The sequence below is a fragment of the Allobosea sp. Root670 genome (assembly GCF_001429415.1).
In the GTDB taxonomy this organism is placed as follows: domain Bacteria; phylum Pseudomonadota; class Alphaproteobacteria; order Rhizobiales; family Beijerinckiaceae; genus Allobosea; species Allobosea robiniae.
The window spans coordinates 238,486-253,179 of the sequence record NZ_LMJU01000012.1 but is presented as its reverse complement, the minus strand read 5'-3'; the positions used below and the strand labels follow the sequence as shown (position 1 = coordinate 253,179).

Annotated in this window: 15 protein-coding genes; 7 read left to right on the top strand and 8 right to left on the bottom strand. The window is 65.7% G+C overall.

Annotated elements, in window-relative coordinates:
- Positions 1-68: 68 nt before the first annotated feature.
- On the bottom strand, positions 69-647 hold the full coding sequence (locus ASE61_RS11115) for a recombinase family protein (RefSeq protein ID WP_061966936.1): 579 nt from the start codon (positions 645-647) through the stop codon (positions 69-71).
- Between the two features lie 1,259 nt (positions 648-1,906).
- The gene (locus ASE61_RS11105; RefSeq protein ID WP_061966934.1) at positions 1,907-3,358 is read right to left on the bottom strand and encodes a tyrosine-type recombinase/integrase; all 1,452 of its coding nucleotides are present in this window, start codon (positions 3,356-3,358) and stop codon (positions 1,907-1,909) included.
- 244 nt (positions 3,359-3,602) lie between these two features.
- Between ASE61_RS11105 and ASE61_RS11100 the strand changes: the two genes are divergently transcribed.
- Positions 3,603-3,887 (top strand): hypothetical protein, encoded by a 285-nt coding sequence (locus ASE61_RS11100; RefSeq protein ID WP_200959629.1) that lies wholly within the window; start codon positions 3,603-3,605, stop codon positions 3,885-3,887.
- 68 nt (positions 3,888-3,955) lie between these two features.
- Here the strand turns inward: ASE61_RS11100 and ASE61_RS26410 are convergent, their stop codons facing one another.
- The gene (locus ASE61_RS26410) at positions 3,956-4,108 is read right to left on the bottom strand and encodes a hypothetical protein (RefSeq protein ID WP_156407051.1); all 153 of its coding nucleotides are present in this window, start codon (positions 4,106-4,108) and stop codon (positions 3,956-3,958) included.
- A gap of 201 nt (positions 4,109-4,309) precedes the next feature.
- Here ASE61_RS26410 and ASE61_RS11095 point away from each other — a divergent pair, with 201 nt between their 5' ends.
- The gene (locus ASE61_RS11095; protein ID WP_061966933.1) at positions 4,310-4,552 is read left to right on the top strand and encodes a hypothetical protein; all 243 of its coding nucleotides are present in this window, start codon (positions 4,310-4,312) and stop codon (positions 4,550-4,552) included.
- 97 nt (positions 4,553-4,649) lie between these two features.
- On the opposite strand, the gene ASE61_RS11090 is transcribed toward ASE61_RS11095, so the two are convergent.
- A complete protein-coding gene (locus tag ASE61_RS11090; protein WP_061966932.1) occupies positions 4,650-5,291 on the bottom strand; it encodes a Spy/CpxP family protein refolding chaperone in 642 nt (213 codons plus the stop codon).
- A 173-nt stretch (positions 5,292-5,464) separates the two neighbouring features.
- Between ASE61_RS11090 and ASE61_RS11085 the strand changes: the two genes are divergently transcribed.
- The 5 genes from ASE61_RS11085 (at position 5,465) to ASE61_RS11065 (ending at position 10,873) form a co-directional block, all read left to right on the top strand.
- A complete protein-coding gene (locus ASE61_RS11085; RefSeq protein ID WP_061966931.1) occupies positions 5,465-6,463 on the top strand; it encodes a P1 family peptidase in 999 nt (332 codons plus the stop codon).
- A 154-nt stretch (positions 6,464-6,617) separates the two neighbouring features.
- Entirely contained in the window at positions 6,618-6,893 is a 276-nt protein-coding gene (locus tag ASE61_RS26805) for a hypothetical protein (RefSeq protein WP_162260090.1), read from the top strand.
- A complete protein-coding gene (locus tag ASE61_RS11075) occupies positions 6,890-8,350 on the top strand; it encodes a methyl-accepting chemotaxis protein (RefSeq protein WP_061966929.1) in 1,461 nt (486 codons plus the stop codon). The genes ASE61_RS26805 and ASE61_RS11075 overlap by 4 nt, the downstream gene beginning before the upstream one ends.
- A 42-nt stretch (positions 8,351-8,392) precedes the next feature.
- Positions 8,393-9,181: an ATP12 family chaperone protein gene (locus ASE61_RS11070; protein ID WP_061967277.1), complete on the top strand. Its 789-nt coding sequence runs from the start codon at positions 8,393-8,395 to the stop codon at positions 9,179-9,181.
- A gap of 162 nt (positions 9,182-9,343) precedes the next feature.
- Complete coding sequence (locus tag ASE61_RS11065; RefSeq protein WP_061966928.1) at positions 9,344-10,873, top strand: acyl-CoA carboxylase subunit beta; 1,530 nt, start codon at positions 9,344-9,346, stop codon at positions 10,871-10,873.
- A 129-nt stretch (positions 10,874-11,002) separates the two neighbouring features.
- Here the strand turns inward: ASE61_RS11065 and ASE61_RS11060 are convergent, their stop codons facing one another.
- Genes ASE61_RS11060 through ASE61_RS11045 form a run of 4 tightly spaced genes read right to left on the bottom strand, consistent with a single transcriptional unit; the run spans position 11,003 to position 14,683 of the window.
- Positions 11,003-12,145 carry an ABC transporter permease gene (locus ASE61_RS11060; RefSeq protein WP_061966927.1) on the bottom strand — a complete coding sequence of 381 codons (1,143 nt, stop codon included), beginning with the start codon at positions 12,143-12,145 and terminating at the stop codon, positions 11,003-11,005.
- Positions 12,142-13,035 (bottom strand): ABC transporter ATP-binding protein, encoded by an 894-nt coding sequence (locus tag ASE61_RS11055; RefSeq protein ID WP_061967275.1) that lies wholly within the window; start codon positions 13,033-13,035, stop codon positions 12,142-12,144. Before ASE61_RS11055 ends, ASE61_RS11060 begins: the two co-directional genes overlap by 4 nt.
- 29 nt (positions 13,036-13,064) lie before the next feature.
- Positions 13,065-14,024: an HlyD family secretion protein gene (locus ASE61_RS11050; RefSeq protein ID WP_061966926.1), complete on the bottom strand. Its 960-nt coding sequence runs from the start codon at positions 14,022-14,024 to the stop codon at positions 13,065-13,067.
- Positions 14,021-14,683: a CerR family C-terminal domain-containing protein gene (locus tag ASE61_RS11045; RefSeq protein WP_061966925.1), complete on the bottom strand. Its 663-nt coding sequence runs from the start codon at positions 14,681-14,683 to the stop codon at positions 14,021-14,023. Before ASE61_RS11045 ends, ASE61_RS11050 begins: the two co-directional genes overlap by 4 nt.
- Positions 14,684-14,694 lie beyond the last annotated feature (11 nt).

Sequence of the window (14,694 nt, the reverse complement as noted above, 5' to 3'; positions counted from 1 at the left end):
ACTGCCACGCCCTGAACATGCGGAGACAACCACGGCTCTGCCCCGACCCAAAATTTTACTTGGGTCCGCTATTCTGCACCCGGCTCTTGAACGTGCTCTGCCGCTCCCGCCTTCAGGAGGCGATGAGCCTGCATCCGGCTAATGCCAAGCGTCTTAGCAATCTCTGACGGCCCTTTGCCTTCTGCACGGAGGCTCAGCACCTTGTTCGGGTCGATCCTGCGCCTTCCGCCGGAGTAAACCCCAGCGGCCTTCGCTTTTGCAATGCCATCGCGCTGGCGAGCTTTGATGAAGCCCCGCTCCATTTCTGCAACCATACCAAGCACAGTGAGCACGATCCGACCCGTATCGCCTCGGGTCGAAACATGGGGCTCCAGAACGGTGAGTGAGGCCCCCTTCAGGTCGCACTCGTAGACGATGTTGAGAACGTCCCGTGTCGAACGGCCGAGCCTGTCGAGCCGGGTCACCATCAGCTCGTCACCGGGGCGGAGGAAGTCGAGGATTGCGGCCAACTCGTCACGGCCATCCCGGCTTGCGGCGCTGACTTTCTCCTTGCGGATGATGGTGCAGCCTTCGGCCTTCAGCCGGTCAACCTGCCCCTCATAGTCTTGGTCCGTAGTCGAGACGCGGGCGTATCCGATCTTCGTCATGGCAGAGCCTCGTGCAACATCAGGGTTTAGACCCACAACGGTTGGCGTAACAAATGGCCGATGTCAACCCTGATGTGACGCTCTGGGCGTAACATTCCGATGTCGCCGCAGAGTGCACCCCGAAGTGACAGCCCTTGGCCGCTTGCGGTTTCAACCGTGTGTGCGAACAGTCACCTCGAACGGGTCGGGAGGAACTGGTGCGCTCTGTAATCTTAGCAATGGTCTCTGCTGGTCTCGCGGTGTCGTCGGCGTCCGCTACCGATGCTCTGTATCGGTGCTCTGCAAAGACGGTCCTCACCACGAAAGACGACGGCACATTGGGGCCTTATGAGAATAGCTTCTGGACCGACTATTGGACGAATGTCTTGGTGGATACGGCCACAGGGGTTCTTCGGTACGGCACGGCCAAGCCAGAGCAAATGGTCATCGTGCAGCGGGGCTCGGGCACAGATGATTTTGTGGCGACACCCCGCAACACTCCAGTCTCCGCATCCATGGAGGTACTCAGGGTGCGGGCATGGGACGGCAAGCCGATGGTCACCTTCTACGCATTCAGCCTCTCAACGGTCGTGACCGGTACTTGCACCATCGTACGGTAGAGGGCAGCTCGCGGATTGCTCATCAGGAACCGCTGTTGCCATGTCAGATAGGGTAGTAGCCGGGGCGGTCGCGGCCGGGCTCTACGGTCGGACCCGGCATACCCGGTAAAGGCCATTGAGGTCGCAGGCAGGGTGCATCGACCAACACGCCTCTTGCAACTCGGAACGCGACTCCCCATTTCGCCCGCAGCGGATTGACCGCGCGATATAGCCGCAGCGTGTTGGGGGATCACCACAGGGCCACTGAAAACTCCCCCACAGCTGGTCTGTGTGCGTCGGCGGCTACACCAAGGGCCCTCGCACAATCGAGATAGATGGAGAAGCGAACGTGTTCGCGACACTCACTCTCGAAGCCAGCCAGTCGGAGAATAGCAGAAGCTATCGCCTTCGGGTCATATGTGGATTTCATCCACGTTTGGTTTCTTGGCTCTTCTGGTTTCACTGACTGAGAATGCATTAGGGCACCTTCTGGAAACAGGGGGTGCCCTTTTGTTTGGGACAACGCGACAGTGTCCATCCCCTCGACCGGGTCCCCCAACAGGCCATTAGCCTGACGGCAGGGCATTCGTCATGCGCCCGGCCGGTGCCCGTGAAGGGCAGTGAGGGCGGCCCTACGGGGGAAGCTGCGGTTCCGCCTGTACGAGCAGGGGCCTCGGATTTTTAGTCAGACATCGCCGGCTCTAACGCTGCCTCATAGGCTTCGCGTACTGCTGATGGCAGTTGCACGGCATCGACGCAGACGCGCTTTGCCGCCGTCATTTCCCCCTTGAAATAGGTTCCGAGCGTCGGGTCGTTCTTCGGCTGCTCATGTCCGACAACCTGTCGAACAACATGCGGCGGCTGTCCGGCCAAGATCGCCTGCGTAATGAACCAACGCCGGAATGAATGGAAATCAACACGGGACTTACCAACACCTCCCGGCCTGTCGTCCACGCCAGCGTCTAATCGCAGACGGTAGAAATAAGCACTCATGTTCGCGCCGCGTTTCCCGTCTTGGTCGGGCTCTCCGGCCTCCGGGAACAACCACTCATCGGGGTTGCAGTCGGCGGTACGCCGCTTCACGAGGGCCATCAGCTCGGGATGAATGGGGACCTTGCGTCTCGCTGCACGGGTCTTCGTCCCCCGCACATCAAACTCCCCGCCCCCACATTGGCCTTTGGTAAGGCAGCACGCCTCATTGATCCTCAGCCCGGACAGTAACGACAACAGCATTAGGTCGCGCAGCCCCGCGTCGTCTGCCGTGCCAAAGAGCTTTATCAGCTCGTCATCAGTGAACGGACGAGGCTTGTCGTCGTCGGCATCCTCGCCGACAAGGAAGACCTCCCTCTTAGCTACCTTGGGGACGCCCTGATCACGCCACGGGTTGCTGCCCTCAGCGGCGATGCCCCGCCTTTCCAGCCACACCCAATAGGTCGAGAACGCTGATGCGATGTCCCTGATGCGAGCGGGGCTGAGACCATCTTTGAGCAGTGAGCTGACGTATCCGCCCGCAACCTTGCGGCTGACAGCCTCCACCGTGCTGCCATGCCCTTCCGCACCAAGCCAGTCGCGGAAGGCTTCCATCATCCCCCGGTACTCGCGAACAGTCCGGGGAGCCCGCAGCGTTCCGCGCTTTCCCGGCTCGCCAAGCCACGTTTCCATATGATGAAGCAGTGGGGTCGCTCTTCCAAACGCCATGTCCGCGAAGGCTTTGGCGCGAGCTGCCCCCTGCTCTTGCTGGATCGCCTCGCCTCGGGTTTGGATTTGATCGACGAGGACATCCCCCGCGATTTCCACCTCAATGTCTTCGTCGCGGCCCGTGTCAGGGTCGAACAGTCGGGTTGTGGTGTACACTCCTCCCCCAGACTTCACGCCTTGAAGATGCTCGCGCAACGCCAGCGCCTCGGCAGTCAAGAGGTCGGTCTCTGGTCGTCGCCGGCAGAGTTCGTCAATGCGAGCGTGCAGCTCCAGCAGGGCCTTTGGAAGTCGTGCCTCGGCGACGTGTTTGTCACGTGTGGCAAGCCCTTTCTTCAACCGCTTCGCACCAACTGCCACGCGCTTCGCCGGGGGCACTTCGACCACCGCCACGAAGCCCGGCCCGCGCTTCTCAAGATAGCCAGCAACCTTGACCACCCCACACCCTCCCCCACGTATTCTACCCCACATGCGTATCAAAAAGGGGTTCAACGTCAATATCTTCAATGAGGTACGTGCTTCAAAAATCGAGTTCTACTCGCGCTGATCGGCGACAACGCCCCTGGCCTTTCGGGGCGCAGACGACATTCAGGGGACGGCCTTCGGGCCGTCCCCTTTTTCGTTCTGGCGATAGCCGGTTTGGCGGCATGATGCGCCCACCGATCGCGACCGGGAGAATGGCATGAGGGTTTTGAAAGCGACGTTCGGCGCTTTGGCGACCGCCGCGTTCCTGCTCTCGATGGCGGTGGGATGGAACGTGGCGCTATCATCAGGCGCGTCGGCCGAAGTCCGCTTCGGACGCAATGTCCGCGTCGGCGGGCACGACTTTTCCAATCAAAGCTTCAATCGTAAGCGGCGCGCGGAGATCTATCTCTATGATCGCGCCCCGGCCCGTTCAGGCTGCGTCTGGCGCTCGGATGGCCGTGGCGGCAAGGTGAAGACCTGTCACCTGCGCCGGATCAGGTAGAATGCGCCGCGCGCGGCTGGGCGACGAAAAGCGGTTTCGGCCGGGAATGGAACCAGGCGTGCAACGGCTCAGAGATGCGAGCCGACTTCGTTGCGGAAGAAATAGCAGCCCACTCCCACGCAGCCGATCAGGATCGACAGCGCATAGGGCCCGAACAGGCAGACGATGAAGACCGAGCCGATGAAGGCCCGCATCGCCCAACATGACCATGTCTGCTTCATGGCTCACCTCTCGCATCGCAATCACTGACAAAGCGTAAACGGCGAGGCGTGAATCCAACCTGAATGGATATGGTAAATGCCTGAATTCCTTTTGAATTCCGTGTGTTAGGGATTTTGGCGAAAGCAGGGCGGAAAGCGCTCCTGTCCATATCTCCCAGCCGTACGGTAGCGTAGCGTCATCTCCCCGGAGAGGAGATTCGCATGAAAAGACTTCTGCTGACCGCGTTCGCTGTGTGCTGCATGGCCGGCGCCGCCCAGGCGCAAAGCTGCAACCTTCAGGCCACGGACAAGAAGCTGGCCGGTGCGGCGAAGACGAGCTTCCTGACCAAATGCGAGAAGGATGCGGGCGCCGCCTGCGACAAGCAGGCCGCCGACAGGAAGCTGGCCGGCGCCGCCAAGAACAGCTTCACCAAGAAATGCGTCTCGGACGCGGTCGGCGGCTGAGACCGGGCGCCCGCGAGCCAGAAGCGAAGAGCCGCGCCCAGACAGGGTGCGGCTCTTTTCAGTCATGGACCTGTTGGGAATGGGCCGACGTCAGCGCTCAGTCGTCGTTCCGGTCGTCGCGATCCCGCCAGTGCCTGCGCCCATCGCGGTCACCACGATCGCCGCGCTCCCAGCGGTCGCCACGGTCGTTGTCATGCCAGCCACCACGCCAGCCGCGCATCTCGCGGAAGCGCTCGCGCCCTTCCGCCATGGCCTCGCGCACCGAGCGGCGCAGCACCGTCTTCTGCTCGTCGCTGAGTGTCGTCCAGAGCGGGCGCACGGCATCGGCCAATTCCTTGGAGCGGGCTGCACGCTCGCCCTGCCGGTTGGCGGTGGCGTCGAGGCGCTCCATCAGATCGGCATGGCGCAGCGCCTCGCGCCGCTCGCGCATCGCTTGCCAGCGCTCGCCGCGCTCGGAGCTGCGCTGCTTGATCAGCCCCTCGACCTTGTCGAAGAGAGCCGTCTGCTCCGGGCTGAGCTTGAGATCGGCGCGCACCTTGGACAAGCGCTCTTCCATCCGCTCCTTGGCGCGCTCGGCCCGACGCTCGCGCCATTCGTCGCGACGCTGTTCACGGCTTTCGCTGCGTTCCTGCTTCTGGTCGCTGCCACCCGCGGGCGGAACCGGCTGCGGCTGCGCCAGGGCGAAGCTGCCGGCGAGCATCGCGATCGACGATGCGGCGATGAGGGCAATGGGTTTCACGGGCAATCTCCTTGGAACAGTCCAGTCGAAGCGTCGCGCAGCGGGTCTCGAAGCCGATTGGCGATAGCGTGAACCTGATCCTGCCGGCCTGACCCGGCAATGGCCAGCGGATGAAAAGATCGTAATGTAGCGACAACGCCTTCGGCGCGATTCGGTTCGCCATCGGGTTTTCAATGCAAAATCTCATCACCGATGTCCGCGGCCTGCTCGTCGGCCATGCGCATGACGTTGCAGCAGGGACGGGCGTCACCGCCGCGATCTTCGAGCGCCCGACCATCGCCTCCGCCGCCGTGCTCGGCGGCGCGCCCGGCACCCGCGATACCGCGCTGCTCGATCCGGAGATGACCGTCGAGCATGTCGACGCCATCGTTCTCTCCGGCGGCTCGGCCTGGGGGCTCGGGGCCGCCGATGGCGTGATGCGCTGGCTGGCGAAGGAGGGGCGCGGCTTTCCGGTCGGCGCCTTCCGCGTGCCGATCGTCCCGCAGGCCATCCTGTTCGACCTGATGAATGGCGGCGACAAGCCTTGGGCCCGCGGCGAAGGCGAAACGCCCTATGCCCGGCTCGGGGCCGAGGCTGCTGCCGCGGCGTCCGCCAGATTCGCGCTCGGAACCGCCGGTGCCGGCTACGGCGCGACCACCGCCAATCTCAAGGGCGGTCTCGGCTCGGCGAGCGCGCGGGCCGCGACAGGGCAGATCGTCGGCGCACTGGTTGCGGTCAACGCCGTCGGCACGGCCACGATCGGCGACGGCCCCCATTTCTGGGCAGCACCCTATGAGTGCGATGGTGAGTTCGGCGGCATCGGTTGGCCTGCCGCAATCACGTCGGACGACACCGCTTTGCGCTTCAAGGGCGGCACCGGCCAGAACACCACGATCGCGCTGGTCGCGACCGACGCCGTCCTGACCAAGCCGCAGGCCCGGCGCCTCGCGCTCGCCGCGCATGATGGCCTCGCCCGTGCCTTGCGCCCTGCCCATGCCCCGTTGGACGGCGACATCGTCTTCGCCGCCGCAACGGGTTACAGCGGCGCACCCTCGGACGCTTTCGCGATGACGGAGCTCTGCGCCACGGCCGCCGATGTGCTGGCCCGCGCCGTGGCGCGCGGCGTCCACGCGGCAACGGCCCTGCCCTTCGCCGGCGCCAGGCCTGCCTGGCGGGATCGTTTCGGGCATTGAGCCGATCCTGAAAACATGCCGCAACGTAATGGAGTAATTTACCAAGCATAAAGCCGACCTCCGTAATCTGCCCGCCTAGGTTTCCGTTTTATGATCGGACAACCGGGGGGACCCTATGCGCGAGATCGGCTTCGGCCTGGTCTGCGGTGTCGCTATGGCGATCGCCGCGCTCCTGATTGCGGCCTGGCCGGTGCCGGGACGACCGATCGCCGCCTTTTTCCCCGCTGGAACCGCATCGGCCGATATCGCGCAAGCCGTCACCGAGGCCAGCGGCAGCCTCCTGCAGATCGATACCGCCGCCGCCGTCGCCTTCACGATGGGCGAGCGCGACGGTTTCGTCTCATCCCTCTACGGAGCCGGAGCCTGGCTCGTCATCGACGCCGCCTTTGCCCGGCTTTGCACCGGAAGCGCCGCAGGGAGCAGCCGATGAACGCCGTCACGCGCTTTCGCGAGCGCTTCTCCCGTTTCCTGATCGCGATCCTCTGGGCGAATGCCGCCGTGCTGGCGGTCGGAACGCCTGCCTTCTCGCCGCTGCACGGCCCTGCGATCACGCTGGCAGGCATCGCGCTGGCCGCTCTCGGAACGATGATCTGGCGCATAGACCGCACCGGCTGGATGACCCGCGAGGTTTCCAGCATCGTGACCATGGGCCAGGTCATGCTGCTGGTCTATGCCTTCGCCGGGCATCCCTATCAGTCCGACATGCACATGTATTTCTTCGCCATGCTGGCTGTGCTCGCCGGCTGGCTCGACTGGCGCATCTTCATCCCGGCGACTCTCGCCATCGTCCTGCATCACCTCGTCTTCAGCCTGCTGCAACCCAGCGGCGTCTTCCTCGGCGGCAACCAGATCGACCGCGTCCTGCTGCATGGCGCGATCGTCGCTGTGCAGTCGGTCGCGCTGAGCTGGGTGGTCTGGTCGCTGCGCCAGTCGCTCGAAGTCTCGGAGCGCGAACGCCACGAGGCCGATGTCGCCCGCGCTGCGGCGGACGAGGCCAGGCGCAATCTCGCCGAAACCACGGAGAGGAGCGCACTGGTTCGCCGCCAGGTCCTGCACGCCGTGGCCGACGATTTCGAACGCGAGATCGCCGGGATCGCCCGCGACGTCATCGCCTCCGTGCAATCCCTGCGCATCGCGTCGCAGCAGATGAAGGCCGGCGCCCTCGAAGTCTCCGAACGCTCCAGCGCCGCCTCGCAGTCCTCGCGCCAGACCTCGTCCAATGTCGTCGCCGTCACGCAGGGCACGGCGGAACTGGCGCATTCATTCGCCGAGGTCGACCGCCAGGTCGCGGAAACCACCCGCGTCGTCGGCGAGACCACGCGACAGGCCCGCGCCGTGCTCGACACGGTCGGTGAATTGTCGCGCAAGGCCGGCCAGGTCGGCGATATCACCGACGCGATCTCGACCATTGCCAAGCACACCAACCTGCTGGCGCTCAACGCCTCGATCGAGGCTGCCCGTCTCGGCCGCTCCGGCGGCGGCTTCACCGTCGTCGCCCAGGAGATCAAGTCGCTCGCCAACCAGACCTGGCGTGCAACGGAGGAGATTCAGAGCCAGATCGGCGCGATCCGCGATTCCAGCACCGAGGCGATCGATGCGATCGACGCGATGAACGCGACGGTCGGCTCGCTCAACCAGATCTCCGGCAATGTCGCGACCGTGGTCGAGCAGCAGAATGCCGCGGCCGCGGGCATCGCCCAGATCATCCGGCGCGCCGCCGACGAGACCGTCTTCGCCGCCGGCCATATCGACATCGTCAGCCGCATCGCCGCCGAAACCGACGAGGCTGCGGGCCATGTCGCCGAATCCGCCGACAAGCTTTCGCTCCAGTCCGTGCATCTCGACAGCGAGGTCGCCCAGTTCCTCGGCCGCATCCGCGCCGCCTGAGCTACCGTTTCCTGCCGAGCGCGAATGCGCTATGGCGGGGCCATGTCCACCGACGATTTCCTCGCCCGTTTCGGCTCCCCCGGCGCCAGCCAGCCGGACCCCGTCGCCGCGGCCCAGCAGGCGATGCGCAATCCCCTGCCCGCCCGCTTCTACAAGGAGGCCGGCGTGCTGGAGCGCGACGGCCTCTTCCATGTCGCTCTCGACGGCAAGACGGCGCGGACCCCGGCCCGCAAGCCTCTCGCGGTCGGCTCGCGCCCGGTAGCCGAGGCCCTCGCGGCCGAATGGCAGGCCCAAAGCGAACGGATCGATCCCGCACGGATGCCGCTGACCCGGCTCGTCAACTCGGCACTCGACGGCGTCGAGGACCAGCAGGAGGCCGTGCGCGCCGAAATCGTCCGCTATGCCGGCTCCGACGCGCTCTGCTACCGCGCCGGCGAGCCCGAGGCGCTCGTCGAACGGCAGAACCAGGTCTGGCAGCCGATCCTCGGCGATATCGAGGCGCTGATCGGCGCCCGCTTCCTCTTGGCGGAAGGCATCGTCTTCGCGCAGCAGCCGGAAGGCACGCTCGCTGCCGTGACCCATCAGGTCGGGAAGATCCCCGCCCCGCTGGCGCTGGCGGGCGCCCATAACGTCATGACCCTGACCGGCTCGGCCATCCTGATGCTCGCACTGGCGAACGGGCTGATCGATTCGGACGCGGTCTGGGATGCTGCTCATCTCGACGAAGACTACCAGATCGGGATTTGGGGACAGGACGAGGAAGCGGCCGAGCGCCGCGTCATCCGCCGCCGTGAATTCGACGCTGCGGTGCTCCTGCTGCTGAAGGGGTAGGCGGCGACGACGGCTGATCGCACCAGCCTCGCTCCGATAGCCCAGCCTCCATCGTTCCGCATGATTGCGGTTCCGGCTTGCGCAAACGTCGTCATGGACTCATCCCCTTTCGCCGCTTAAGCCGGCTTTGAGACGCGTTTTGCCCGCCGGGAGCCTGCCGCCATGAAGGATATTCTCGAACAGCTCGAATCCCGGCGCGAGGGCGCCCGCAAGGGTGGCGGCGAGCGCCGCATCGAGGCGCAGCACAAGCGCGGCAAGCTGACGGCGCGCGAGCGCGTCGAGCTCCTGCTCGACAAGGACTCCTTCGAGGAGTTCGACATGTTCGTGCAGCACCGCGCCGTCGATTTCGGCATGGACAAGGCCGAGAAGATCCCCGGCGACGGCGTCGTCACCGGCTGGGGCACGGTCAATGGCCGCACCGTCTTCGTCTTCTCCAAGGACTTCACCGTCTTCGGCGGCTCGCTCTCCGAGACCCACGCCCAGAAGATCATCAAGATCCAGGACATGGCGCTGAAGATGCGCGCGCCGATCGTCGGTCTGTTCGATGCCGGCGGCGCCCGCATCCAGGAGGGCGTCGCGGCGCTCGGCGGCTATGGCGAGGTCTTCAAGCGGAACGTCCAGGCTTCGGGCGTCATCCCGCAGATCTCCGTGATCATGGGCCCCTGCGCCGGCGGCGACGTCTATTCGCCGGCGATGACCGATTTCATCTTCATGGTCCGCGACACCTCCTACATGTTTGTCACCGGCCCGGAGGTGGTGAAGACCGTCACCAACGAGACCGTGACCTCCGAAGAGCTCGGCGGCGCCAAGGTCCACACTTCGAAGTCCTCGGTCGCCGACGGCTCCTTCGAGAACGATGTCGAGGCGCTGCTGCAGGTGCGCCGCCTGCTCGACTTCCTCCCCGCCAACAACACGGCCGGCGTGCCGGAATGGCCGTCATTCGACGTGCCCGACCGTGTCGACATGAGCCTCGACACGCTGGTCCCCGACAACCCGAACAAGCCCTACGATATCAAGGAGCTGATCCTGAAGACGGTCGACGAGGGTGACTTCTTCGAGATTCAGGCCGCCTATGCCGGCAATATCGTCACCGGCTTCGGCCGCATCGAGGGCCGCACCGTCGGCATCGTCGCGAACCAGCCGATGGTGCTGGCCGGCGTGCTCGATTCCGACGCCTCGCGCAAGGCGGCGCGCTTCGTGCGCTATTGCGACGCCTTTGAGATCCCGATCGTCTCGCTCGTCGACGTTCCCGGCTTCCTGCCCGGCACCGCGCAGGAATATGGCGGCCTGATCAAACACGGCGCCAAGCTGCTTTTCGCCTATAGCGAATGCACCGTGCCGCTGGTCACGATCATCACGCGCAAGGCCTTCGGCGGCGCCTATGACGTGATGGCCTCGAAGCATATCGGGGCGGACGTGAACTATGCCTGGCCGACGGCGCAGATCGCGGTGATGGGCGCCAAGGGCGCGGTCGAGATCATCTTCCGCGGCGGCGATGCCGAGACGATCGCGCGCCAGACCAAGGAATACGAGGACCGCTTCATGTCGCCCTTCGTCGCGGCCGAGCGCGGCTATATCGACGAAGTCATCATGCCGCATTCGACGCGACGCCGCATCGCGCGGGCCCTCGCGATGCTCAGGACCAAGAACGTCGAGCGGCCCTGGCGGAAGCACGACAACATTCCGCTCTGACATCGCAACGCGCGTCATGCTCGGGCTTGACCCGAGCATCTCAGGCCGCGTGAGGCTCCAGCCGCACCATCTCGTCAAGAGATTCTTGGGTCTGCGCTTCGCTCCGCCCGAGAATGACGGCCTGACCTGCTAATCCAGCGTGCTCCGGAACCGCATCAGAGCCAGACCCGCATAGACCGGCACGAACAGGCTGAGATAGAGCACCTCGTCGCCGATATCGCTCAAGCCTGCGCCCTTCAGCATGATCGCGCGGATGATCCGCAGGAAATGCGTCAGCGGGAACAGTTCGCCCAGTGCCTGCGCCCAGCCCGGCATGCCGGCGAAGGGGAACATGAAGCCCGACAGCATCAGCGAGGGCAGGAAGAAGAAGAAGGTCAGCTGCATCGCCTGGAGCTGCGTGCGCGCCACCGTCGAGATCGTGTAGCCAAGCAGCACCAGTGCCAGCACGAAGACCAGCACGCAGGTGAGCAGCAGCCCAAGCCCGCCGAGGAAGGGCACGGCGAAGAGCAGCTTCGCCGCTCCCAGCACGATCACCACCTGCACCGCACCGATTGCGAGATAGGGCAGCACCTTGCCGAGCATGATCTCGCCGGCCGTCGCCGGCATGGCGAGCAGGTTCTCCATGGTGCCACGCTCGATCTCGCGGGTCAGCGCCATCGCCGTCATCATCACCATGGTCATCTGCAGGATGACGCCGAGCAGGCCCGGCACGATGTTGTACTGGGTGATGTTCTCCGGGTTGTAGCGCCGGTGCACGACGAAGGAGAGGCTGTCGCCACTGGCCCCTGCGGGATCGGTCACCGGCTCGCGCCCCTGCGCCCGCAGCAAGGCCCGGCTCGCGATCGTGCCGAGCGCCGAGACAGCCCCGCTCGCCGCTGCCGGGTCGGTCGCATCGGCCTCGACCAGGATGCGCGGCTCGTCCGCCCGCTCGACGCGGGTGCCGAAATCGCTGGGAATGGTGACGAGGAAGGAGATTTCGCCCTTCGCCATCAGGCTCTCGGCCTCGGCCGCGCTCTGCGGCCGCTCGCCGAAGCGATAATAGTTCGAGACCTCCAGCGCCGAGACCACGGCGCGGGTATATTGGTCCTGCCCGAGCGCCAGGACCGCCGCCGGCAGGCCGCGCGGGTCGTTGTTGATCGCATAGCCGAAGAGCAGGAGCTGGACGATCGGCACCGCCAGCATCATGGCGAAGGTGATGCGGTCGCGCCGCATCTGCACGAACTCCTTGGCCAGGATCGCGCCGAGCCGGCGTGGGGAAAACAGCGCAATCATGCCGCCCGCTCCTGCGCGCCGGTCATGAACTTGATGAAGACGTCCTCGAGGCTGGTCTCGCCGGGCTCGACCTTGATCCCGGCCTCGCGCTTCAACGGTTCGAGCGCCGCTTCCAGCTTGCCACGGTCGGTGCCAACGACATGCAGCGTCGCGCCGAAGGGGGCGACCTGCTCGACGCCGTCAGTCGCCTCGAGCGACCTGATCTGGGCCGGCTTCAATGCGCCATGGACGACGAAGGTAACGAGGCCGGAGCCCTTCACGACCTCCTCGACGGTTCCCGTCGCCAACATCCGGCCATAGGCGATGTAACCAATGCGGTGGCAGCGCTCGGCTTCGTCCATGTAATGGGTCGAGACCAGCACCGTCAGCCCGTCGCCGGCCAGCCGATGGATCTCGTCCCAGAACTCGCGCCGCGCCTTGGGATCGACGCCCGCGGTCGGCTCGTCGAGCAGCAGGAGCTTGGGCTGGTGCATGATGCAGGCGGCCAGCGCCAGCCGCTGCTTCCAGCCGCCCGAGAGCGTGCCGGCAAGCTGGTCCTTGCGCGAAGTCAGGCCCAGCCTGTCCAGCGTCTTCGCCACGGCCTCGTCTACGGGATCGAGCTCGTAGAGCCGGGCGACGAAGGTCAGGTTCTCGGCGATGGTCAGGTCTTCGTAGAAGGAAAAGCGCTGCGTCATGTAGCCAACCTGGCGCTTGATCGCGGCGCTCTGGGTGCGGACATCGAGCCCGAGCACGGTGCCCTCCCCGGCATCGGGCCTGAGCAAGCCGCAGATCATCCGGATCGTCGTCGTCTTGCCCGAGCCGTTGGGGCCGAGGAAGCCGACGATCTCGCCCGTCGCGACCGCGAGATCGACATCGTCGACCACGGTGCGCTTGCCGAAGCGCTTGGTCATCCCCCGCACATCGATGGCGAGCGGCGCGCTCACCGCTGCGCCCTGAGCGTGACGTCGACGATCTGGCCGGGTTGAAGCGCCGATTGCGGCCCGCCATCCGGCCGTGCCTCGACCAGATAGACCAGCTTCTGGCGCGTCTGCGCCGAATAGATCACCGGCGGCGTGAATTCGGGCTCCGGTGAGACATAAGTCACGGTGGCGGTCAGGCCGGGCGCACAGCCATCGCAGCGGACATCGAGCTTCATGCCGGTCGTCACGCCTGAGATCCTGATCTCCGGCACATAGAGCATCAGCTTGGCGGCGCCGTCCGGCAGCATCAGGAGCGCCGGCGCGCTCGGCCCGGCGAGTTCGCCGACCCGGCGCAGGACGTCGCTGATCCGCCCGGCCGCGGGCGCGATGAGCTGGCGCTGCGACAGCTTCCACTGCGCCTGTGCCAGTGCGGATTTCGCCTGCTCGACCTGATTCTCGCTGGCCTTGATCTCGTCAGGCCTTGCCGCCAGCCGCGCCACGCCAAGATTGGCACCGATCTCGCGGACCCGCGCGCCGGCGACGTCGCGCGCCGTCACCGCCTGGTCGAGATCGGCCTGGGTGGAGACGCCCCGGCGGAACAGGTCCTGCCGCCGGTCGAGCGCCCGGTCGGCTTCGCGCTCCTGCGCCTTGGCGGAGGCGAGACTCGCCTCGATCACCGCGATCTCTTCCGGGCGCTTGCCGCTCTTCAGATTGTCGAGCTGCGCCCGCGCCTGCACCAGCCGCGCCTCGGCCTCGGCAACGGCATTCTCGGCATCGGTCCGTTCGAGCCCCGCCACGGCCTGGCCGGCCTCGACGCGGTCGCCCCGGCGGACATCGATGCGCTCGATCCGGGCCGTATCGATCGGCCCGAGCCGGACATATTCGCCCTCGACATAGCCAGCGATGCGGGCCGTATCGCCGCCGCAGGCGGAAAAGCTCGCCGCGATCAGCCCGAAGGAACAGAGGAAGCCGAGGATCATGACCTGTTCTCCCGCATGCTGGCGATACTGGCGCGGAGATTGGCGCGGATGACGCCGGCGATCGCCTCGCTCTCAGCCGTGTTGATCGCGCTCCAGCCCATGCGCCGCATCACGGCCGGCCGCGCCAGCCGGAAGTAAAGCACCTGCCCGATCGTCGCGAAGACCGCGAGCTTGGTTGCCTCCCCCTCCGGCTCCATCCCGGTCGCAGCCGCCCAGAGCCGGCAGAGATGGCCATGGACCGGCCCGACCAGCCCCTCATAGAGCGTCTCGAAGGCCGGGGTCGGTTCCATCATCTCACGCAGGACGAAGCGAGCGATCGTCTCGCTTTCCTGCGCCTGCGTCGCGAAGGCCGTGACCCGGCCGACGATGCCGAACAGCAGCTCGGCTGCCGCCTCCGGCGCGAGCTCGTCGAGCGGCGGCATCGCCGCGGCGGCGCCGAAGACCCGCTGCTTCATCGTCGCGACGATCGCCTCGGCACAGGCCTGGCGCAAACCGTCCTTGCCACCGAAATGATAGGCGATACCGGCGCTGTTGACCCCGGCCGCCTGGGCGATCTGGCGGATCGAGCTCGCCTCAAATCCATGCCGCCCGAACAGGTCGAGCCCGGCCCGGATCAGCGCTTCGCGTGTCCCGGCATCGCTCTCGGAAATAGCTTTCATGCCGCATCCAT

Bases quoted from the DNA above. Each gene is read 5' to 3' on its own strand.
- ASE61_RS11070 (WP_061967277.1), top strand. From the start codon at position 8,393: ATGTCCACCGACGATTTCCTCGCCCGTTTCGGCTCCCCCGGCGCCAGC.
- ASE61_RS11055 (WP_061967275.1), bottom strand. From the start codon at position 13,035: ATGACCAAGCGCTTCGGCAAGCGCACCGTGGTCGACGATGTCGATCTC.
- ASE61_RS11085 (WP_061966931.1), top strand. From the start codon at position 5,465: ATGCAAAATCTCATCACCGATGTCCGCGGCCTGCTCGTCGGCCATGCG.
- ASE61_RS11075 (WP_061966929.1), top strand. From the start codon at position 6,890: ATGAACGCCGTCACGCGCTTTCGCGAGCGCTTCTCCCGTTTCCTGATC.
- ASE61_RS11065 (WP_061966928.1), top strand. From the start codon at position 9,344: ATGAAGGATATTCTCGAACAGCTCGAATCCCGGCGCGAGGGCGCCCGC.
- ASE61_RS11115 (WP_061966936.1), bottom strand. From the start codon at position 647: ATGACGAAGATCGGATACGCCCGCGTCTCGACTACGGACCAAGACTAT.
- ASE61_RS11060 (WP_061966927.1), bottom strand. From the start codon at position 12,145: ATGATTGCGCTGTTTTCCCCACGCCGGCTCGGCGCGATCCTGGCCAAG.
- ASE61_RS11050 (WP_061966926.1), bottom strand. From the start codon at position 14,024: ATGATCCTCGGCTTCCTCTGTTCCTTCGGGCTGATCGCGGCGAGCTTT.
- ASE61_RS11095 (WP_061966933.1), top strand. From the start codon at position 4,310: ATGAAAAGACTTCTGCTGACCGCGTTCGCTGTGTGCTGCATGGCCGGC.
- ASE61_RS26805 (WP_162260090.1), top strand. From the start codon at position 6,618: ATGGCGATCGCCGCGCTCCTGATTGCGGCCTGGCCGGTGCCGGGACGA.
- ASE61_RS26410 (WP_156407051.1), bottom strand. From the start codon at position 4,108: ATGAAGCAGACATGGTCATGTTGGGCGATGCGGGCCTTCATCGGCTCG.
- ASE61_RS11045 (WP_061966925.1), bottom strand. From the start codon at position 14,683: ATGAAAGCTATTTCCGAGAGCGATGCCGGGACACGCGAAGCGCTGATC.
- ASE61_RS11100 (WP_200959629.1), top strand. From the start codon at position 3,603: ATGAGGGTTTTGAAAGCGACGTTCGGCGCTTTGGCGACCGCCGCGTTC.